A 21,884-nucleotide genomic window follows, 5' to 3' on the forward strand; every position below is an offset into this window, starting at 1 on the left:
GTCCGTCCCAGTTCACCCATTCGGCTGAGGGCCTGAACCAATGGTGGGGCGAATGACCGAGTCGCTGGTGGAGCGTGCGCGAAACTTGTTCGAGTTCCTCAAGCGTGCTCAGGAACTGAAAACCACGCCACCGAGCACCGTCGACTCGTACCAGAACGATGGCATTGTGCTGTGGCTCGCGGACTGCCCCGACCACGACGCGGTGCAGACCGCGCACGACAAGTCGGCACCACAGCCGGACGAGCCGTTGTTGGTCGTCAATCGGGTCCCGCGGGGCGACCCGCCGGAGCTGGATGATGAGCTCGCGGCGTGGTTACACGACGAGGTGGACAACCCGGAGCAGGCCCCGCGACTGCGTTCGGAGATCCTTGTTGCTGTCGAAGAGAACGGAGACGCGCAGCCACGGCGGGGCGAGGAAGTCGGTGACAAGGGACAGCCACTTCGCAAGATCACCATCGAAGAGCGACCAGAAATTCGCCACCGCTACGAACGCTGGCTCGCGCTTTGGCGGACATGGGCGGAACAGGAACTGAAGAATCGACCGGCGCGCGAGTACTATCAAACGCTTTTCGAGACTTACGTCCAGGCTACGAGTAACCCGGAAGCCTTCGAACTCGTCGTGGCCATGGGGTGTCTTTCCTGGGCTCCCGCTGACCATCGTGTGGTGAAACGGCATCTGCTGACCTGCCCGGTCGCGGTAACGTTCGACGACAGCACCGCCCAGCTGTCTGTACACCGAACCGAATCTCCCGTTGCCTTCAGAGTGGAGCGGGACATGCTCGAGCCGCGGTTGGTGAACAACCCGGAGAACGTAGCCAACGTCGAAGCGGACGCCCGGTATCTCGACACACACCCTTTGAATCGTGCGGAAATCGGTGGGCTGGCGCGCAGGCTCGTGCACAGCTTGGACGCTGAGGGCGAATACCGCGACCAGGACGACGCGCCGGCCCCGGCGACGAACGCCGTGGGTGCGTTCGCCCCGGCGATCATCCTGCGCAAGCGAACCGAGCGCGGCCTTGTCGAGATCTTCCGGACCATCGTCGAGCAGCTCACCGAAACAGGGGAAGTCCCGGACGGGATATTGCCGCTGATCGACCCGGACGAGGTCCGGGAGACGCAGCCCGCCACCGATGCGGGCGCCGTGGTCGCCGTCGATGACGACCTGTTCCTGCCGATGCCGGTCAACGACAAGCAGTTGGAAGTCATCAAGCGGGTCGACGCGCAGGCGCAAGTCTTGGTGCAGGGCCCACCCGGCACTGGGAAGACTCACACGGCCGCCGCGCTGATCTCGCACCTCTTGGCGCAGGGCAAGCGAGTGCTGGTCACCGCGCAGACCGACCGAGCCTTGAGAGAAGTTCGTGACAAGCTGCCTGAGGCCATCAAGCCGCTCTCGGTTGCCGTTGTCGGAACGTCTCGAGAAGACATGGCCGATCTCAAGATCGCAGTGCAGCAGATCGCGGCCGCCACGGCGGAACACGATGGCGCGCGAAACGACCGCGATATCCAGAACTGCCTGGATGCCATTGATCGGCTACGCCGGGAACGCGCCGGGTTGTACAACCACCTTATCGCCGCACGCGAGCACGAAATCGTGGAACATGAGCATGCTGGCTACTCCGGAACCCTTGCCGGGATCGCGCGGAGGCTCGGTACTGAGACGTCGCTTTACGAATGGTTGCTCGACTACGCCACCGTAGGCCCGGGCGAACAGCCCCCACTGGCGAACGCTGAGATCGGTGACTGGCGCGGTCTCCTTCTCGACGATGAGTTGATCGCGGATGAACCCGAGTCACGGATGCGGCTGTTGGAACGGGATGCCGTACCGCCGCCGGAAACCTTTGCGCGGCTGGGCGACGCCGAATACCAGGCGGCAGAGCGAAACAAGGAATACGAGCAACTGAAAACGCACGCCGCCTTCGGTGCTGTGGCGCGATTGAATCCGGACATGCGCGATCAGCTGCGTCACCGCCTTGGCGACATCGCCGATGAGGCGAACGCGCTTGCGGGGCGTCCTGAACAATGGATGAAAGATGCGCTCGCCGACGTGCGCTCTGGGCGAGCAGGGGTCTGGCAGAACCGTGCCGGCAAAATCGACGAGATCATCGCGCACTGTCAGCCGGCGGTCGAGAAGTTCGGCGCGTTGACCGAGGTGACCATGCCGGAGAACGAGACCGGTCGTCTGCTCGCGCTCGCCGGTGAGGTGCGCAGGTACATCGGTGCTGGCGGACAGATCAAGACCACCTCGGACGGGACTCCCAAGTTAGGCGCCTTCGCGCCCAAGGTGCTCAAGCAGGCGCAGCCACTCTTCGAGCAGGTACGAGTCGATGGGTTGCCGCCGGTTACGGCGGACAAGCTGGAGATCGTTCTCGCCTGGGGCGATGCGACACGGACATTGGCCGCTTTGGACCGAGCGTGGCCGGACAACGTGGCGGTACCGGCGGAGGACACGCTGCACGAACGGTTGCAGTGGCACCTGACCGAGCTGGGACAGCTGCGCAGGGTCTTGAATCTCGGTGGCAGGCTGGACTCCGAAGAACGCGCTATGGCTCGGGCCGGGCTGCCAGCACCGGCTTGGCACGACCCGCACGCCGTGCGTGCCTACGCCAAGCTGGTTGACGCGGCTGCGGCGCAGGACGCTTGGACGGCCGCGGTCCAACCGCTGCTTCAGCTCACCGACATCGTCGATGCGGCCGCACGGTGGGCGCAGGCCGCGTCCACCGTGCGGCAGCTGCACGCCGCTGTGCACGGCCGCGACTACGACAGCTATGCCGTCGCATACCAGCGACTGACCCGGCTAGCGGACGTACGCGGCATGGCAGCACGTCGTGAGCTGCTCGCCACACGGCTCGCGGAACAGGCACCCGCCCTCGCTCGAGCGATCTCCGAAGCTCCCGGCGATGTGGTGTGGACGCAGCGGCTCAGTCGGTTCGAGCAGGCTTGGACCTGGGCTTCGACGATGACCTGGGTTCGAGAGCAGGAAGCCGGCGATGTCAACGCCATGCAAGACGGGGTCGCTCGCGCTGAGGACAAGATCAGGGCGCAGATCGAGAAGATCGCGGCGCTGCGAGCCTGGGATCATGCGGCGTCCCCCGCGCGGATCACCAACACAGCTCGCGCAGACCTCACCCACTACGCTCAACTGGTCAAGCGGGCAGGCAAGCTCACCGGTAAGTACGCCACGGACCGCAAGGCCGAAGTTCGCAACGCCATGGATCGCTGCAGGCCGTCGGTGCCAGCTTGGATCATGCCGATCTACCGGATCGCCGATCAGTTGCGGATCGAGCCCGACATGTTCGATGTCGTCGTTGTCGATGAGGCATCTCAAGCGGGCACCGAAGCCAGCTTCCTGCAGTACCTGGCAAAGAAGATCGTGGTCATCGGAGACGACAAACAGGTCTCGCCAGCCGCGGTCGGCCTCGAACTGCAGCCGCTGCGCGATCTGGCAAGGCAGTACCTCGCCCACGACCCTTACCGAAGCACTTGGCAGGAGCCCACACAAAGCCTCTTCGACGAAGCCAAGAAGCGCTACGGCAAGCCGATCACTCTCACCGAACACCGTCGCTGCGTTCCCGAGATCATCGGGTTCTCCAATCGAATTGCGTATGAGCCCGAGGGGATCCGGCTCGTGCCCGTGCGCCAGTACGGTACCGATCGGCTCGAACCCATACGGGCCGTGCATCTGGCCGATGGTTATGTGCGCGGGCGAACGAACAAGGTGAACCCGGTCGAAGTCGAGGCGATCGTCGAGCAGGTCGAAAAGTGTATCGCCGATCCAGCCTATGACGGCAAGTCCTTCGGTGTCATCTCGTTGCTCGGTCCTGCGCAAGCCAAACAAGTGCAGGATCAGCTGTTGAACCGCATCCCCGGTAGGGAGTGGAAAGCCCGAGACCTGCGCTGCGGTGACGCCGCCGACTTCCAGGGTTCGGAACGCGACGTCATGTTCCTGTCCATGGTCGCCGCACCAGTCGAGGGTGAGCGAATGATGCCCCTCACGCACGAACAGTACGTGCAGCGTTTCAACGTGGCCGTGTCGCGGGCCAAGGACCAGGTCTGGGTGTTCCACTCGGTCGACGTGAAACAGTTGCACAACAAGGAGGACATGCGGTTCGCGTTGCTCGACTACTGCTATGGGGTCATCAATCGCGGGTCGGCATCGAATGAGTGCGGCAATGACATCGTGCCGGAGGACGAGCTGGTCGATCCGTTCGACTCGCTCTTCGAGCAGCGCGTCTACAACCGGATCGTGGACCGCGGGTACAACGTGTTCCCGCAATACGACGCAGCGGGCTACCGGATCGATCTCGTCGTTATGGGAGGAAACACCAGGCTCGCCGTCGAATGTGACGGTGATGCTTGGCACGGTCCTGAAGTCTACGAAGGGGATCTCGCTAGGCAGCGCGAGCTGGAACGTTGTGGGTGGCAGTTCTTCCGCATCCCCGGTTCGGCATTCGATGTCGATCGTGCGGAGGCACTGGCCGGTCTCTGGGACATGCTTCGCGAGCTGGAAATCCATCCATCCGGTCAACACGCCGAAGTCACACCGGAAACAGAGCCATCCGAGTTGACGATCGAAACCGCGACCGAGTCGGATTCGGAGCCACTCGGCCGGCCTGCCGGAAATGCGGCCGCGGCGGAACGGCTTGAAGTGCACGAGCCCGCCGAGCAGGTGCGGCTCACTGAGGAATCCGATGACGAGGTCGTACCCCACCCCGTGGCATTGGCGGGTTCGTTCGCCCCGTACGTGGAATTCTCTGGCTCGGTAGAGCCGGTGCACGAGGCGACGCGCGCACAGCTGGTCGCCGGGCTCGAACAGATCGTCCTGGTCGAGGGCCCCATGGTCGGATCCCGGCTGCACAGCGCCTATGTCAAGGCCGCCGGGGGTTCACGGGTTGGCCCGCAGATAGCCAAGACCCTCAATTCGGCCATCAGCTCGGCTGTCCGCCGAGGCGCGCTGGTTTCCACTGAGGAGCGTGGAGGCGTCAAATGGCGTACCTACCGCACGCCCGATCAACCCCTGGTACGAGTGCGCGACCTTGGCCCGCGGCAGTTGGATCAGATGCCACCGGACGAGCTGGCCGCGGTCATGGCGATCGCCGCGGACGAGGATGGCTGGGCCGATGACGACCGCATTTTCCGAGCGACGCTCGATCACCTGGGACTCGTCCGCCTCACGAAACAGGTACGCGAACACCTCGCGTCCGTGCTCGCACTCGCGCGTCGGACGCAAACCGACGGGAGCCAACGGGCACAGACCGTGGACACCGAACTGGATGGCTGACTCGTGTGCACCCAACAAGCCAGTATACGAAACCTAAACCTGCAGGTCAGCGGCATACCGGTATCTGTAATGCCTGCGCATGCCAAGGTTCGACGCGAGGGATATCGGCGGGCTCGGTGATCTGTAGCGGAGGGTCGTGTCCACGGCCCGCAGCAATGCGTGGTCTGTCGATGACACGACGTTGACAGCGTCGTCCGTGGGCAGCGGGCCGATGCGCCGGTTGCCGGTCCACACAGCTTAACCGTACAGCGGTGCGGGGTCGGAGGGTGGCTCCGCGCGTCGCTCTCCCGCGTGTCGCGCGCTCTCCGCGAGTTGTCGTTCGCCTGACAACACGCAGGATTGCTGCAGTAGACTCGTTGACTGGTTGATCGCCCAGAAATGACGGCGAACATCTCCGGCCGCTGGAGGGAATCAGTTGACGGGCCTGTTTCCGGAGTACCAGGAAACCAGCATCACCGAGCCGCTCAGACAGGGCGACGTCCTGGAAGCGACCGCCCCCGGAGCGTCGTTCTGGGAACGCCATCTGCTGGTGCTCACGGCCGACTGCGATCTAGCCCGCGGTAAACACCGGGGCCGGGTTACGTGCGTTCCGTTGCTCACCGCACCGGAGTACCTGCTGGAGATGAAGGTCCCCGTGCTGCGGGAGCGAGCCCAGTCGAAATTCGTGGCCGAGCTCCGCAAGGTCCTCCCTCCGGAAGCACCGAATATCTCCGACGAACGGCTCAAGCTCTGGCCCTGCGAGGCGGAACCCGCAGAGATCATCTCCGCGCTCGGTCTCGACGGGAAAGCTGCGGGCGCTACCAAGGCGGCGCTGGAGTCCATCCGCTTGGTCAGCAACGAAACGCTCTCGCTGGACGAAGCGATCGATGCCTTGATCGAATCGCAAGCAACCGCGCCCAACGCCCCGAAACGCCAGACCATCGTGAATAAGGTTCTGGACGCGCTCAGGTCGCCGTACTCGAGTCCACCCGGCGATGCGCTGTTCCTGTCCTCGATCGCACCCGAGAACACCTTCGGCTACTTCGCCTACCTGCGCCACCTCGAACAGATCGAGGAGAGTGACATCGCCATCGGGCCGAGTAGGACCGCCACGAGTTACCGGCGTATCGCGCGCCTCCGGGACCGGTACACCCACGCGCTCGTCCAGCAGTTCGCGCTCGTGTTCATGTCCATCGGTCTACCTCCTGCCTACGAGGAGATGCGCGCCCTGCATTCCGAGTTTATGGGAGAAAACTACCTGTGAAACCGCTCGTCACGACCGTCAACGCACTCGGTGAGCTGGCTGCGGGCCTGGCTCGCGATGCCATCCCCGCCTCCCTGCTGCTGCTCGAGCACGCCGGAGAGGCCGTCGACGTCCTCCTACACGTGAAGGACAAGCCTGATGAGCAGCGCATCATACTGGTCCGGGAGTCGGACTCCAAGGACCGGTTCATTCCCGAACACCCGGCCGGTCTGAGTGGAGAGGTGCTCAACCGGGTCGCGTCCTTCGCCGAGCGCGCCCGTGCAAGCGGGCCGTTGACGTTGCCGCGCGGCTGGCGCCAGTACAAGCACAACAACCTGATCGCGTTCTTCGTCGTACCCAGCGGTGACACCGAGGGGAAGCGCTGGATCGCGGAGCTGCTGCCGGGAGAGCCGCCGGACATCGTCCTGTGGGGGATGACGACGTCGGACCGGAAGGCCACTCTGGCGCACTTCGAGTCCGTCAAACCCGCCCTGCCGGTCGGGTGGAGCAAAGACTGGGAGGGGGCCGTCGCGGCCTGTGCCGAGCGAGTCGCGCTGGCATCACGGGCGGCACAGGCCGCCGACGTCGAGATCCAGCTCGATCACCTGGACCCTTCGGCGGCGAAGGGCTGGTCGTACGAACAGTGGATGAAGGCGATCACCGACGACCAACGCTCCTTTGTCGAAGTGCCGACGTCAAAGTCCATTCGCCTGCGCGGGCCGGCTGGTTCCGGCAAGACCCTGGCGCTGACGCTCAAAGCAACCCGGGAGCTGGTCAACGCCAGGGATGAGGGCATCGAGCTGCGCGTCCTGGTGGTAACCCACAGCTGGTCCTTGGCGACCGAGATCTCAGACTCCCTCGACTCCATGGGGAAAGGGCCTTACCCGGAGGTCGACATCTTCCCGCTCCTGGAGATCGCGAAGCTGATCTCGCCCTACTACGTCAACGACAAGTCGGGCTACAGCCTCGCCGCCGACGACAGTTTCAGTGGCAAGCAGACGCAGCTCAGCGAGATCCTCGCCGTGCTGGAGGACTTCGTCGCAGGTGACTGGATCACCTACCGCGGACGGGTCAGCGAAGAGTTGCGCGCGCGGCTCGACTCCCCAGACGAGGCCGACCGCAAGGCACTGGCTTGGGACCTCCTGCTCGAGTTCGGGTCCGTCATCGGCGCGTCCGCGATCTACCCCGGCGCCGGTGCCGATTCCCGGTACTTCCAGCTGTCCAGGGCGTCGTGGATGCTGCCGTTGCCGACCCGGGACGACCTGCGGGTCGTCTTTGCCCTGTACACGAAGTACCACCAAAACTTGGACGCCCGTTCGATGATCACCTCGGACCAGGTGCTGGCGGACCTGTTGAACCACCTCGAAACCAACGCGTGGAATCGCACGCGCAGGACGCAGGGCTACGACTTGATCTTCGTGGACGAATTCCATCTGTTCAGCCCGTTGGAACGTCAGGTGCTCCACTACCTCTCGCGTGATGTGAGCAACTATCCGAGGGTGTTCATGGCCGTCGATCCGCGCCAGTCGCCCTCCGAGGCGTTCATCGGCGTGGCGGCCGAGGGCACGCGGTCCTCCACGGTCGCGTTCGACGACAGGATCGGCGACGTCACCAACCTCGAACTGACCACGGTGCACAGGTTCACGCCCCAGATCCTGGAGCTGATCAAACACGTCCACCACGAGTTCCCGACGTTGGAGCTCGGGAATGAGTGGCAGATCGACTTCGCCTCGGTGGAATCCGTACAGAAACCGGGTCCGCTGCCCGTGCTGAGCGTAGCCGCGTCACAAGGCGGAGAAGACGCCGACCTCGCCAGGACAGTGCAACGGCTCTACTCGAGCGGCCGGATCGCCATAGCTGTCGTGGACACCCGGCAGTGGCACAGGTTCAGCGAGCTCGCGGCCAGGATTGCCAAGTCGGGGAAGTACAACGTGTCGACGATCTCGGGCAAGACCGACATCGAAGGCATCGGGTACCGCACCCGCGGCCTGATCGTCGGCCCCGCCGAGTACCTCGCAGGACTCCAGTTCGACAAGGTCCTGGTCGTGGGGGTCCCGGACATGGAGGCCACCAGGACCAAGACTAACGAACGCACCCGGCTGTTGTCGTTGCTGTACCTGGCGTTGAGCCGCGCGCACAACGAGGTGCACGTGTACGTGAACGACGACGACGGAGGCGCGGCCGACGTGCTCCTCAGGGCGGTCAGCAATGGCATCATGAAGAAGGAGCAGGGCAGCCTGGTCTGAGGCCGGTCACCACGGGCTGGAGGAGCCAGAAACGCGGCCGTCCGAGTCTGACAGGGGAGGTTTCGAGCGGCGGAGAGGGGGTTGGTCAACGGCGGGTTCGTGTGGCTAGGAGACCTCTTAGCTGACCCGCGTCAGGGCCCGAATCGCAAGCGCGACCGCGACGACCCCAGCCACCAGACTCGGCCCGCCCATAGGCAACACGAGCATGTTCGAGATGCGCATACCATCCCGCCACGCCCGTTCACCAGTGTTGGCTGAACGTGTACCCGCTTCACCCCGCCGAGACAGACGGACAGTCCCACAATGCGCGGTCGATCGCGGTGTCGTGGTCAGCGCGATATCGAACTTGTCGGTCGGCAACGGCGACTCAAAGACAACGTCCTGCGCCGATCGCGGCCGTCCGCTGGTCGACATGGCGGGCGTCCTCCGCGCAGTCCGCTGCGGCGAGCCGGTCGTTGATGACGGCAAGGCCCGAGATATCCAGGATCTTCGGGACTGGGACGAACTCAACGTCACCGGAACCGGCCGCCCTCGCCCTTCTCGTAGGCGCCTTTTTGCCTGGCATGCAATAGGAGCTCATGACACCGTAGGCAGACCGGCCGGGACAGCCGGCATTCAATAAACTCGGGGTGATCCAATCAAGCACTGGGGCGAACTTGGCCCCGTAGACGGCTCACAACATGTCGTCGCGATATCGGAGTCGGCTGGTGTTACGCTCCCGCTTGGCGATAGCTCGCCGACGAACACCCGACGCGCCCGCAGGTGACCAATCCTCACTTACGGACGAGACCAGTCAGGGATTCTCTGACCTGCCGAACGTTGCGGATGTACGCGGTGCGCTCTACCTGTCAGTGCCAAGCAGATCTTGGTTCGTCCAGGTAGTGATGCTGAGGCCATGCCTCTAGGGCTTGGGCGTTCCTCGTGTTGATCGCGCACGTCGTGGCGTGCCGACGTCCGCGCACGCCCTCGCGGGCATTTCAAGGAGAGCCCATGGAGCAGCGCTCCAAGACCAATCCCCGGTTCCAAGAGCCGGACACCCTGTTTGCGCTGAACGACGACGTCGGCCAGTCCGCCTCCGCTCGTGCCTTGGTGTCAGCTTCCGTACCGGCTGACGAGTCAGGCGCGGATGCGGAATTGCGCGTCCGCGCACAGCAGATCGCGCGATTGACCTACCGTCAGTGCGAAACGATCCGCGACCTCGGCATCGCCTGTGGGATGGAGCCGCAGGTGGCTGCCACCACAGCTTTGATCGTCGCAGACCCGCAAGAGGTAATTGCACAGCTCAAGCGGCTGCGTCAGGAGGTGATCGCGCCAGAGGTGATCGCCAGCGTGCTCGATCTCGACGTCCTCACCGCCGGGCTCGTGCGCGCGCCGGAGAACCTCCGAATGGGTGGACGTCGCTACGAGGGAGACTTCGATCTTCCGCCCTACACCTCAACTCCTGACAACAAGACGCTGCTGTTCGTTCTCGAAGGATTCGACAACACCAGCGACGCGATGGACTGCTACTTCTCCGAGTTGGCGAAGACCGACAACGAGGTTCGGGAGACGAACGACTACGGGGCCGACATCCGCAATCGTGGCATTCGGCAGGGTGGCATCTTGTTTCCAGCGAGTTTGAAGTTCTCACACACCGCTCCGGGCGTAGCCGGGTGGGAAACCGCGGACTGCTACGGGCGGACGTACTTTATCCAGGAAGCCGAGGGCATCACGGCGGCGGACGTCCTGGAATGGCTGCGGACTGTGCCGACCGACAGCCGGGAGTTGGCGAGACACCCGCTGCAGATGAGACGCAATGCCTTGCTGGCGATCGCGGGGAAGGTCCTCTCCGACAACCCCATCAGTGAGGCCGAGGAACTGAGGCTGCGGCGTGCGGTAATGCCGCGTACTCGCATGATCGTGTCAGTAGCCGGCAGTACCCCATTGGACGAGATCCGTCGCCGAGTCGTGTCCCTGCAGCACCTCGACCGTCCCACCGCGTTCAGCACCGTGACCGACTGGCAGACCCGTGCCGAAGCCGTCCTAGCCTGGTGTGAAGAGAAGAACCTCTTCGTCCACCCACCAGAAATTCCCAGTGCCGACGTAAAGCGATGGCTGGACGCCCCGGCGGACGCCGTCGCGAACAGCGAGTGTCACGGCGACGACATCGCGGTGATCGCGATGGCTTCGTTGTTGCACAGCCCAGACACAAGGCTGGACCGGCAAATCGGGAAGGCCCTTCGGACCCGCGGGGTGACTGGAGTCGTGCGGACCAATGCACGCTCACAGGTGGCCGCGCACGTTATCTGTCACTCGCTGCAAGGGGGCGGGAGCGACAGCGGTGTGCGTTCGTCCATGGAGCGCGTATTGCGGTGGACCGCCTTGCGTGACCTGGAAGTCGACATGCGACCTGTCGAGATCCTCCTTGACGAGGCAATGCTTGAACTTGAGTTCGAGGCCCAACAGAGATCTACGGGGCTCAAGCCCACTCCCGGGCCCGCGACCCGGCAGATCGCCGCGCGTGCGGCGTACCACCTCGTCTGCAGTCCTGTGGGTAAGAAGCCGCTCTTGCGACGCAGCAGCCATGGCGCCGAAGCCGGACAGGGAGTCGAACCAGGACAGGTACTGCAGAAGCTGGCATCCACTCAGTCAGGACTTCAGCAGCTAGCGCAGGCCATCTTCGACGGTCGCCGGGGCCTGCCCATTCGACGTCTTGCAGCGGACACGACTGCCGAAGACACCGAAGACGAACCGGGACAGAACGAACAACTGGACGATTTCGCGCTGCGCACGCTCGCGCTGCAAAGCAAACCGATGATCGCGGACCGCTCGGCCGCGGCGCAGGTCGCCCACGACTCCGAAACATTGAGCAAGCTCGTCACCGACGTGAGCTCCGTAGTGGAATCCATGAAAGGGCACTCCGACGATGAATCCTCGGGCCTACCCTACGTCGAGGACCGAGGCTGGGCTGACCCAGAAGGCAGTCGTGAGCCTCTCAAGGAAGCCCTAGACCTCTTGATGTACTGGCATCAGGTGTACACCGTCGTGAATCGCCAACGTCCCACCGACGGCGGCCCCACACAGAACGCCCGTTCGTGATGAGCGTGCCCACCCGGAGCACACGGGCGGCCCCCGCTGAGGACAGCTCGCTGAGGGAGAAGTCGTTCCCATGCGCCGACGACGGCGCGTCGGTGCATGTGGCAGTTGCCGGATACGATTCTTCGAACGACGCGCATCCGCATGGGTTGATCGGCTACGTCCTTGACGACCGGCAGCGCACAGACAATTGTCTGCGGTTGCTGCGGTGGTTGATCTTCGGCGCCATCGCAACGGGAGCGGTCTTGGCCTTGCTTCTATGGCTTCTGCTGCAGTTGCACGTAGCGGCAGTCATGGTCGGCGGCCTCACCTCGGCAGCAGCAGCGGGGAGTGGGTGGCGCGCATGGCGTCGCCGCTGCAAGAACAGGCGCCGTGGCACATAAGCGTCGCCGCGGGCCTAGTACTCCAGCTGAGGTGCCCCGAAGGTTCCGGACACGTCCCCAAGTAGGGTGACGGAGAGTTCGGAGGGAACAGTTGGTGGCGAAGAAGTCGGCTAGGTATTCACCAGAGTTGCGGGCCGAAGTGGTCAAGGCGGTGCGGGAAGGCGGGCGCACCTATGCCGAGGCCGCGCGTGATTTCGGCCTGGTCGCGGAGACAGTACGCAACTGGGTGATTGCCGACGTCTGCATTCTGGCTTGGGTTACCGGCCACCGTCGGAAGTACTCGACGAATGGTTTGTGAACCGACAAGTGAGGTGCCCCAAAGATTTCGGACAGTGATCCAAAGTAGACTTGGGTGACTGAACGGAGTGTTGGTGGCACAGAAGAAGACACGCGGGCTCACCCCGGAGTTTCGGGAGGCTGCTGCTCGCGAGGTGGTGGAGAAGTCGCGGCCGGTGGCTGACGTTGCACGTGATTGCGGGGTCACCGGACAGGCTGTGCGGAATTGGGTCAAGGTGTACCGTGCGGTTCGGGCGGAGTCAACGGAGTTGACCTCTGATGAGCGGAAGCGGCTGCACGACTTGGAGAAGGAGAACCGCAAGCTCCGGGAGCAGATGGAGTTCCTGGGAAAAGCGAGTGCCTTCTTCGCGGCGAGGTATCAGTGATCGCCCGATATGAACTCATCGCCGATGAGGAAGGCAATCACGGTGTCGCCGACATGTGCGGATGGTTGAGTGTGTCTCGATCCGGCTACTACGACTGGAAGAACCGGAAAGCGTCCATGGCGGCGCGGCGTCGGGAAGTTCTGCGGGCGGAGGTGCGCTTCGCCTTCGAGTACTCCGACGGAACCTACGGGTATCGGCGTGTGCACGCCTGGCTGGTGCGGCGCGGCACCAGGGTCGATCCGGAGACTGTCCGCGGGATCATGCGCGACCTGGGCCTTGTTCCATGTCAGCCGCGTCCGTGGCGGCCGGTGACGACGATCGCCGCGGACGCCGGAGGCCTGTCAGACCTGCTGCGCCGTGACTTCACCGCGGACGCGACGGCGACCAAGCTCGTCGGCGACATCACCTATATCCGCACCTGGGAGGGATGGCTCTATCTGGCGACCGTGCTTGACTGCTACTCGAAAAAAGTCATCGGTTACGCCATGGCCGAGCATATGCGCGCGGAATTGGTTTCCGACGCACTACGCATGGCGGCCCGTAATCTTCCATTTCGCCATGCCGTGACAATTTTCCACAGTGATCGCGGGTCACAGTATCTCTCGATTGAATTCGCTGCCGTCGCCGAGGAACTGGGTGCACGACGTTCTGTCGTCCGCACTGGAGTGTGCTACGACAACGCTTGTGCCGAATCATTCAACGGTACCCTGAAGAACGAACGCGTCAACCGTACCGAGTATCCAACGCGCGAGCATGCCCGAAACGACGTTATTAGCTACATCGAACTGCGGTACAACCAGATCCGACTCCACTCTGGAATTGACTATCGCACCCCAGTGAGGTAGAATCCGAGTGGCTTGACCGGAGCAGGGTGGCATAGGAAGTCAAACGAACCCGCTGTCCGAAATCCTTCCGGCACCTCAGATCACCCTGGCCCCGGCATCTCAGACAGTGCGAGTGCACGCGTTAGTGCAACGCGCCACCCGTGACGCCCTGCCCACCCAGCGGCTCCCTGCGGCGGCGCGCGCGGCGGCCAATGCGCTTCTGCACATTTGGCCGGAAATCGAGCGTGACGCCGCGCTTGGGCAACTCCTGCGCGCCAACACCGACACTCTGGCTGAGACTGCGGGCACGCACCTATGGAAGCCTGGTGGGCACGAAGTATTGGTCCGTGCGGCGGGCAGCCTCGGTAACGCAGGATTGGTTGCGGAGGCCAAGGACTATTGGCACCGGCTGCACACCACAGCTATGCAACAGTTGGGCCCCGACCACCCGCACACCCTCATCACCCGCAAAAACCTCGCCCACTGGCGGCGGGTTCAACCGCCCGAGGGGGCGCCCTCGTGAGCGGCGCAGCTGGCCGGTCGTGTCGCTCCGGTGCGTACGCAATCGAACATCCACTTCTGCCGCTGAGCGCGCACCGCGCCGCCAGCGGGCTGGGGGTGATGTCCTGGTGGTCTTGTGGTTCGAGGCTCATCTCGGTGAGGAGATCAACTCGCTGTCGCTGCTCCACGGTCGCATTCTTGATGTACACCGCAGGGAAAGAGGCAATACGTCGTGACCGAGAAATCAGCGGCACTTGCCAGGCGTGCCTATCGCAGACGACCGATCACGGTCACTGAGCCGAAGATCGTTCCCATGCCCGAAGAGGATCGTGCCCACGCAGTCGCGGTCCTGGCAGCTTGGCTTGGGGAACTACTCAACGACGGTGACTTCCGCGCCAGAGCCGAAGATCAGACTCGCACGAACCAGGATCGTGACTCTGAGTAAGATTCGCACACTGGCTCGACCTCTCTGGCTGCGGAAACGCAACGTTTCCGCAGATCAGGGCACATGTCGATCATTACCTGTGCCCCCGGCAGGATTCGAACCTGCGACACCCGCTTTAGGAGAGCGGTGCTCTATCCCCTGAGCTACGAGGGCTGGCGGCCACAGCTTAGCGGGCGACCCCAGAGCGTGGGTGATCGGACCTGGTATAGCCCGTTCGGGTGAGTCCGGGAGTCGGCGGACGGGTGTCACCTGTCTGCTCTGCGTTTACCTCTAGGTAGCCTTCACAGGAATGCGACGCGGGACACCCCGCTCCACCCGGCCGCCGGAGGGCTTCGTTGATCAAGCTCATGTTCGCCGATGACGAGGAACTGGTCCGATCCGGACTGCGCGCGATGATGGCGGGCGCGGCGGACATCGAGGTGGTTGGCGAGGCGCCCGACGGGAGATCGGCGGTCGAACTGGCCCGGCGCACCCATCCTGACGTGGCACTTCTCGACATCAAGATGCGCGCGCCCGATGACGGGATCAGGGCGTTGCGGGCGATCTTGGCGCTGCCGGATCCGCCGACGGTGGCGATGCTGACCACCTTCGACATCGACGAGTACGTGAGCCTGGCGCTGCGGCTCGGGGCCAACGGGTTCCTGCTGAAGGACGTGGAGCCGCAAGCGCTGCTCAGGGCGGTGCGGGACCTCTCTCGCGGGGGTGCCGTGCTCGATCCCGGCGTGGCGGCGCGCATGGTCCAGTCGCACCGCGACGAGCAGCGGGCCGCTCAGCCGGCGCGGAAGCTGCTCGCGTCGCTGTCCGAGCGGGAGCGCGAGGTGGTCGGGCTCATCGGGCAGGGGCTGTCCAACGCGGAGATCGGCGGGCGCCTGCACCTGTCGGAGGCCACCGTGAAGGGGTACGTCTCCGCGGTGCTGTCGAAGATCGGGGCGGCCAACCGGGTGCAGGCGGCGCTGCTCGCCTACCGCGGCGGCCTGATCGACTGAGCCGTGCTGCTCACCGCGCTGGAGGTGCTCGGCCTCGTGGCCTTCGCGGCATCCGGCGCGCTCGCGGCGGTGCGCAGCAGGCTCGACGTGTTCGGGGTGGTCGTCGTGGGGCTCACGACGGCGCTCGGCGGCGGGATCATCCGCGACGTGCTGCTCGGCATCCACCCGCCGACGACGCTGCGCACCTGGCCGTACCTCGCGGTGTGCGCGGCGACGGCGCTGGTGGTGTTCGCGTTCCATCCGCAGGTGGCGCGCCTTCGCCGGGGCGTGTTGCTGGCCGACGCGATCGGGCTCGGGGTGTTCGCGACCGCGGGGACGTCGACGGCGCTCGCCGCGGGTACGCCGGTCTACGCGGCTTGCCTGATCGGGATGACGACGGGTATCGGCGGCGGTGCGGTGCGTGACCTGTTGCTGCGCGAGATCCCGTTGGTGCTGCGGAAGGAGATCTACGCGGTGGCGGCGCTCGCCGGGGCGGTGCTGGTGGGTGTGGGGCACGCGCTCAAGCTGCCGCCGGGGCCGGTGACGGTGGTGGCGGCGACGGCGGTCGTGGCGGTCAGGGTGCTCGCGCTGTGGCGCCGCTGGAACGCGCCCGTGGCCAGAGATGACACGGCTGGATAACCCACGGCGCCCGATCAGCGTGTTCTTATGTCAGTCTCAGCAGGACAGGTAAGACTGGGGCCATGCGCATTCTCGTTGTCGACGACGACCGGGCGGTCCGGGAGTCCCTTCGCCGCTCGCTGGAGTTCAACGGCTACCAGGTGGAGCTGGCGAACGACGGCGCGCAGGCACTGGAGTCCATTGTGGCCAACCGCCCGGACGCGCTGGTGCTCGACGTGATGATGCCCCGCCTCGACGGGCTCGAAGTGGCGAGACGGTTGCGCAGCACGGGCGACGACCTGCCGATCCTGGTGCTCACCGCGCGGGACACGGTCTCCGACCGGGTGTCCGGGCTCGACGCCGGTGCCGATGACTACCTGCCGAAGCCGTTCGCGCTCGAAGAGCTGCTGGCGCGGTTGCGCGCGCTGCTGCGCCGCGCGAGCCAGGAGTCCCAGACCGGCCAGCAGGCCGAGACGCTTTCGTTCGCCGACCTCACGCTCGACCCTGGTACGCGCGAGGTCCGCCGCGGGGAGCGGGAGATCAGCCTGACGCGCACCGAGTTCGCGCTGCTGGAGCTGTTCCTCTCCTACCCGAAGCACGTTTTGACCAGGGGGAGGATCTTGGAGGAGGTATGGGGATACGACTTCCCGACCTCGGGCAACGCGTTGGAGGTCTACGTCGGCTATTTGCGTCGAAAGACCGAAGCCGACGGCGAGCCGAGGCTGATCCACACGGTTCGGGGAGTGGGCTACGTGCTGAGGGAGACGCCTCCTTAAACAGCACTGTAAACGCCACGCAGCGGCTTTCGCTGCGATTTCGGGTCAGCATGCTGGCTTCGGTGTGCGTGGCGGGCGTTGTCGCGATCGTGTCGCTCGGGGCGTACCTGACCGTCAGCGACAACCTGTACCAGCAGCTCGACGAGAACCTCCAGGTGCGCGCGGACGCCGCGGCGCACGCGCTGCCGGTGCAGGTGCGGCTCGAACGCATCCCCGGTGCCTTCCTCAGCAGCAGCGACCTCCAGATCGGCGTGCTGTCGGCGAACGGCCAGATGGTCGCCCCGGACGAGGGGGCGGCGCCGCCGGTGACGACGCTCGAACTGCAGGTGGCCACGGGTGCTGTGCAGGGCCCGACGCTGCGCACCGATTCCCGCGGTGACGTGCGCGTGGTCGCGGTGTCCTCCGGGAACGGGCAGGCGATGGTGCTGGCGCAATCGCTTGCGCCGACGAAGAAGACGCTGAAGGAACTCGCCGTCGTGCTGTTCCTGATCGGCGGCGCCGGGATCGTGGTCGCCGGGCTGGTCGGCATGGTGGTGGCGCGCGGCGGGCTGCGGCCGGTCGAGCGGCTGACCTCGGCGACCGAACGCGTCACCAGGACCGGTGACCTGCGGCCGATCCCGATCAGCGGTGACGACGAGCTGGCGCGGCTCACGCAGAGCTTCAACACCATGCTCGGCGCGGTCGCGGATTCGCAGGAGCGGCAGCGCCAGCTCGTGGCCGACGCCGGGCACGAGCTGCGGACGCCGCTGACCTCGTTGCGGACGAACCTCGAACTGCTGCTGTCCGCGGACCGCGCGGGCGCGCCGAAGCTGTCCGAACGCGACCGCACGGAGATCGAGAGCGATATCAAGGCGCAGATCGACGAGCTGACGCAGCTGATCGGCGATCTCGTCGAGCTGGCGCGCCAGGACGAGCCGAGGACGCAGTTCGAACGCGTCGAAATGATCGACGTGGTCGAGCGCGCGCTCGACCGCGCGCGGCGCCGGGCGGGCGAGATCGACTTCGAGGTGTCGCTGCGGCCGTGGGTGGTCACCGGCGACAACAGCGCACTCGAACGCGCGGTGCTGAACCTCCTCGACAACGCGGTGAAGTTCTCACCGGACGGATCGCTGGTGAAGGTGCGGATGTATCCGCTCGGTGACGGCACCGCGGTGATCGAGGTCGCGGATTCGGGGCCCGGTATCGCCGAGGCGGATCTCGGGAAGGTGTTCGACCGCTTCTACCGCTCGTCGGAGGCGCGGACGCTGCCCGGCTCCGGCCTGGGGCTGGCCATCGTGAAGCACGCCGCCGAGCGGCACGGCGGCACGGTGTACGCGGGGCACACGCCCGAAGGTGGCGCTTTGATGACGATCCGGTTGCCGGGGTCTGCCGCTTGACCGTCCGTGACCTACCGGCATGTTTGATCGTGTAGGATTTTGTGTGGTTGACGGGCAATCGTGAGACGAGGCGGAACGGTGCTGGCGCGGCAGCGACAAGCGGTGATCCTCGAAGAGGCGCGGCGGACGGGTGCGGTCCGCGTCAGCGACCTCGTCCGCAGGCTGGGCGTGTCGGACATGACGGTACGCCGCGACCTCGACGTGCTCGCCAGCCGCGGGCTCGTCGAGAAGGTCTACGGCGGCGCCACCTCGATGGTCGGCAAGAGCACGGACGAGCCCGGTTTCGAGGCGAAGTCGGTGCGGCAGCAGGCGCAGAAGGAAGCCATCGCCTCGCTCGCCGCCGGGCTGGTGCGCCCCGGCACCGCGATCGGCATCTCCGCCGGCACCACCACCTGGACGATGGCGCGCGCGCTCGACCACGTGCCGGGCCTGACCATCGTGACGAACTCGATCCAGGTCGCCGACGTGCTGCGCTCCTCGACCCAGCCGGACCGCACCGTGGTGCTCACCGGCGGCGTGCGCACCCCGTCGGACGCCCTCGTCGGCCCGGTCGCCGTGCACAGCCTGCGCAGCCTGCACCTCGACCTGGTCTTCCTCGGTGTGCACGGGATGGCCGACGGGCCCGGCTTCACCACGCCGAACCTCACCGAGAGCGAGACCGACCGCGCGCTGGTCGAGGCGGGGCGGCGGCTCGTGGTGCTCGCCGACCACACGAAATGGGGCACCGTGGGGATTTCCACGATCGCCGACCTGGACGAGGCGAACGCGGTGGTCAGCGACGACGGGCTCAGCGAGCACGCGCGCGAGACGCTGGCCGAGCACGTCGGCGAGCTGATGATCGCGGTCCCGGTGCGGGAAGACGGCGAAAAAGAAGAAGCAGAGACCGGAGACGAAGAAGCGTGAAGCGGACCTCCCGCCAGCTCGCGGACGGCCGCGAGATCCTGTACTTCGACGAGCGCGAGACCGAGCGCACCGCGTCCGACACGCGGGACCTGCCGCCGGTCGCGGCGAGTTCGGAGATCCGGCTCGACCCGCTGACCGGCGAATGGGTCGCGATGGCGGCGCACCGGCAGACCAGAACCTACAAGCCGCCTGCCGATCTCTGCCCGCTGTGCCCGAGCAAGGACGGGAAGCCGAGCGAGATCCCCGAGGCGGACTACGACGTCGTCGTGTTCGAGAACCGGTTTCCCTCGTTCTCCCAAGGGGTTGTCGGTGAACGGTCCACAGTGGACGGAAACCCGCTGGTGCCGCTGGCTCCTGGCCGCGGGCGCTGCGAGGTGGTGTGCTTCACCAGCCGGCACGACGGGGCGTTCAGCGGGCTGCCCGCGTCGAGGGTGCGGACCGTGGTGGACGCGTGGGCCGACCGCACCACCGCACTGTCCGAAGTGGACGGTGTGGAGCAGGTCTTCCCGTTCGAGAACAGGGGCGAGGAGATCGGGGTGACGCTGAGCCACCCGCACGGGCAGATCTACGGCTACCCGTTCGTCACGCCGAAGACCGAGCGGATGCTCGCGGTCGCGAAGGACTACCTCGCCGAGCACGGTCGCCCGGTGCTGGGCGACGTGCTCGCGGCGGAACGGGCCTCCGGTGTCCGCGTGATCGCCGAGGGTGCGCACTGGACGGCGTTCGTGCCGCCCGCGGCGCGCTGGCCGGTGCACGTCCAGGTGGTCTCGCACCGGCAGGTCCCGGACATCCCCGCGCTCACCGGCGAAGAGCGCGACGACTTCGCCGAGGTGTACCTGCGGGTGCTGCGCGCCTGCGACGCGCTGTACGACCGCCCGCTGCCCTACATCGCGGGCTGGCACCAGGCGCCGGTGCGCACCGGGCGCGATCTCGGCTGGCTGCACCTCGAGCTGTTTTCGGTGCTCAGGGCCAAGGACAAGCTCAAGTACCTGGCCGGCTCCGAGTCCGGCATGGCCGTCTGGATCAACGACGCCACGCCCGAACAGATCGCGGAACGGCTGCGGGGGGTTGGCTGAGCCGGAGTTCGGGGATACTCATGTGCGGATCACAGCTTCGGCTCAGGAAGCTCTCAGGACCAACGCGCATGGTGGTGACATGACCGAGAACGACGCGGGCGCCCAGCCAGGCGGCGGTGACGCTGCCAGTACGCCGCCGAGTGGTATTCCGGCGGGTGCGGAGCAGGCGCCCAGTCCCTGGTCAGCTCAGGCACAGCAGGCACAACAGGCACAGCCGCAGCACGGCACCGAAGGGGTGCTGTACGGCACGGCGGCGCAGCAGCAGCCCCAGCCGCACCAACACCAGCCGCACATCCCGTACGCGGCGGCGCCGTACGCCACGCACGTCGGGATGCAGCAGCCCCAGCAGCAGCAACGCCCGCCGTCACGCGGAGCGGGCAAGATCGTCGCGGGCGCGGCCGTGGTGGCGCTCGTCGTCGGCGGTGCCGCCGGTGGGATCGGCGGCTACCTGGTCGGGAACAACGCCGGTGGCGGTTCGTCGGTGACCGCGCTCGACCAGCAGCCGCCAGCCAAGCAGACGGCCGCGTCGCCGCCGGGTTCGGTCGAGGCGGTGGCGCAGAAGGTGCTGCCGAGCGTCGTCCAGCTTCAGACCGAGCAGGCCGAGGGCTCCGGCTTCGTGCTCAGCGACGACGGTTACATCCTCACCAACAACCACGTCGTGGACTCCGCCGCGAACGGCGGGGCGCTGCAGGTGTCGTTCCAGGACGGCAAGAAGGTCCCGGGCAAGGTCATCGGGCGGGATCCGACGACCGACATCGCGGTGGTCAAGGCGAACGGCGTGGCCGCGCTGCCCGCCGTCGAGCTCGGCCGCTCCGACGATCTCAAGATCGGCCAGACCGTGGTCGCCGTCGGCTCGCCGTTCGAGCTGGCGGGCACGGTGACCTCCGGGATCGTGAGCTCGCTGCACCGGCCGGTCAGCGCGGGCGGCGAGGGCGGGAACGAGCAGTCCACCGTGCTGGACGCGGTGCAGACCGACGCCGCGATCAACCCCGGCAACTCGGGCGGCCCGCTGGCGAACATGTCCGGCCAGATCATCGGCATCAACTCGGTGATCTACAGCCCGCCGCAGGCCTCCGGTGGCGGCGGTCAGCGCTCGGAGCCCGGCAACGTCGGCATCGGCTTCGCCATCCCGATCGACCAGGCGCGCCGCACCGCGAACGACATCATCAAGACCGGCAAGGCGACGCAGACGTTCATCGGCGCGCAGGTCGGCAACGCGCCGCAGGGCGGGGCGAAGCTCGGCGCCATCACCCCCGGCAGCCCGGCCGAAAAGGCGGGCCTCAAGGAGGGCGACGTCGTCACCAAGCTCGACGACAGGGCCGTCGACAAGGCCGACACGCTCGTCGCGGCGGTTCGCACGAGCGCGCCGGGCGAGAAGGTGAAGATGACGCTCAGTGATTCGCGGGTGGTCGAAGTGACCCTCGGCGGACAGCCGGTGGAAGCCAAGTAGACGCTCGGCCGCGGGCGCGGCCGAGACCAGCCCCGGTTCTCTTGCCCCAGGACCGGTGAGCAGAAACCGCGCGCGACCGGTTCC

13 protein-coding genes and 1 tRNA gene are annotated in these 21,884 nt (G+C 65.9%); 13 read left to right on the plus strand and 1 reads right to left on the minus strand.

Translation table 11 applies throughout. The annotated features are described in order from the left end of the window. Positions 1-52 precede the first annotated feature (52 nt). The 6 genes from ABD256_RS26300 to ABD256_RS26325 all read left to right on the plus strand — a co-directional run bounded on the left by ABD256_RS26300 (position 53) and on the right by ABD256_RS26325 (position 13,711). Entirely contained in the window at positions 53-5,278 is a 5,226-nt protein-coding gene (locus ABD256_RS26300; RefSeq protein ID WP_344424320.1) for an AAA domain-containing protein, read from the plus strand. Between the two features lie 415 nt (positions 5,279-5,693). Further along, on the plus strand, positions 5,694-6,521 hold the full coding sequence (locus ABD256_RS26305) for a hypothetical protein (protein ID WP_344424323.1): 828 nt from the start codon (positions 5,694-5,696) through the stop codon (positions 6,519-6,521). Continuing rightward, positions 6,518-8,746 carry a hypothetical protein gene (locus tag ABD256_RS26310; protein ID WP_344424326.1) on the plus strand — a complete coding sequence of 743 codons (2,229 nt, stop codon included), beginning with the start codon at positions 6,518-6,520 and terminating at the stop codon, positions 8,744-8,746. Before ABD256_RS26305 ends, ABD256_RS26310 begins: the two co-directional genes overlap by 4 nt. Positions 8,747-9,736: 990 nt before the next feature. Continuing rightward, the gene (locus ABD256_RS26315) at positions 9,737-11,824 is read left to right on the plus strand and encodes a hypothetical protein (protein ID WP_344424329.1); all 2,088 of its coding nucleotides are present in this window, start codon (positions 9,737-9,739) and stop codon (positions 11,822-11,824) included. Positions 11,825-12,298: 474 nt separating this feature from the next. Next, positions 12,299-12,502: a transposase gene (locus ABD256_RS26320; protein ID WP_344424332.1), complete on the plus strand. Its 204-nt coding sequence runs from the start codon at positions 12,299-12,301 to the stop codon at positions 12,500-12,502. 73 nt (positions 12,503-12,575) lie between these two features. After that, a protein-coding gene (locus ABD256_RS26325; protein ID WP_344424335.1) for an IS3 family transposase occupies positions 12,576-13,711 on the plus strand; the annotation gives its coding sequence in 2 pieces (ribosomal slippage) (positions 12,576-12,828 and positions 12,828-13,711; 1,137 coding nt in all). A 1,005-nt stretch (positions 13,712-14,716) separates the two neighbouring features. Here ABD256_RS26325 and ABD256_RS26330 read toward each other — a convergent pair. Beyond that, positions 14,717-14,789, minus strand: a tRNA-Arg gene (locus ABD256_RS26330). Between the two features lie 182 nt (positions 14,790-14,971). Here ABD256_RS26330 and ABD256_RS26335 point away from each other — a divergent pair. From ABD256_RS26335 to ABD256_RS26365, 7 genes are all read left to right on the plus strand, one after another. Further along, positions 14,972-15,622, plus strand: coding sequence for a response regulator (locus ABD256_RS26335; protein WP_344424338.1), 651 nt, complete (start codon positions 14,972-14,974; stop codon positions 15,620-15,622). Positions 15,623-15,625: 3 nt separating this feature from the next. Further along, entirely contained in the window at positions 15,626-16,240 is a 615-nt protein-coding gene (locus tag ABD256_RS26340; protein WP_344424341.1) for a trimeric intracellular cation channel family protein, read from the plus strand. A 62-nt stretch (positions 16,241-16,302) separates the two neighbouring features. Then, positions 16,303-16,995, plus strand: coding sequence for a response regulator transcription factor (locus ABD256_RS26345; RefSeq protein ID WP_344424343.1), 693 nt, complete (start codon positions 16,303-16,305; stop codon positions 16,993-16,995). Positions 16,996-17,045: 50 nt separating this feature from the next. Then, positions 17,046-18,371 carry a sensor histidine kinase gene (locus ABD256_RS26350; protein ID WP_344424345.1) on the plus strand — a complete coding sequence of 442 codons (1,326 nt, stop codon included), beginning with the start codon at positions 17,046-17,048 and terminating at the stop codon, positions 18,369-18,371. 78 nt (positions 18,372-18,449) lie between these two features. Beyond that, positions 18,450-19,274 carry a DeoR/GlpR family DNA-binding transcription regulator gene (locus ABD256_RS26355; protein WP_344424429.1) on the plus strand — a complete coding sequence of 275 codons (825 nt, stop codon included), beginning with the start codon at positions 18,450-18,452 and terminating at the stop codon, positions 19,272-19,274. Beyond that, positions 19,271-20,350 (plus strand): galactose-1-phosphate uridylyltransferase, encoded by a 1,080-nt coding sequence (gene galT, locus ABD256_RS26360; protein WP_344424347.1) that lies wholly within the window; start codon positions 19,271-19,273, stop codon positions 20,348-20,350. The genes ABD256_RS26355 and galT overlap by 4 nt, the downstream gene beginning before the upstream one ends. A gap of 79 nt (positions 20,351-20,429) precedes the next feature. Continuing rightward, the gene (locus tag ABD256_RS26365; protein ID WP_344424350.1) at positions 20,430-21,800 is read left to right on the plus strand and encodes a S1C family serine protease; all 1,371 of its coding nucleotides are present in this window, start codon (positions 20,430-20,432) and stop codon (positions 21,798-21,800) included. The last annotated feature ends 84 nt before the right edge of the window (positions 21,801-21,884 follow it).

Source organism: Amycolatopsis minnesotensis (assembly GCF_039529815.1).
In the GTDB taxonomy this organism is placed as follows: Bacteria; Actinomycetota; Actinomycetes; order Mycobacteriales; family Pseudonocardiaceae; genus Amycolatopsis; species Amycolatopsis minnesotensis.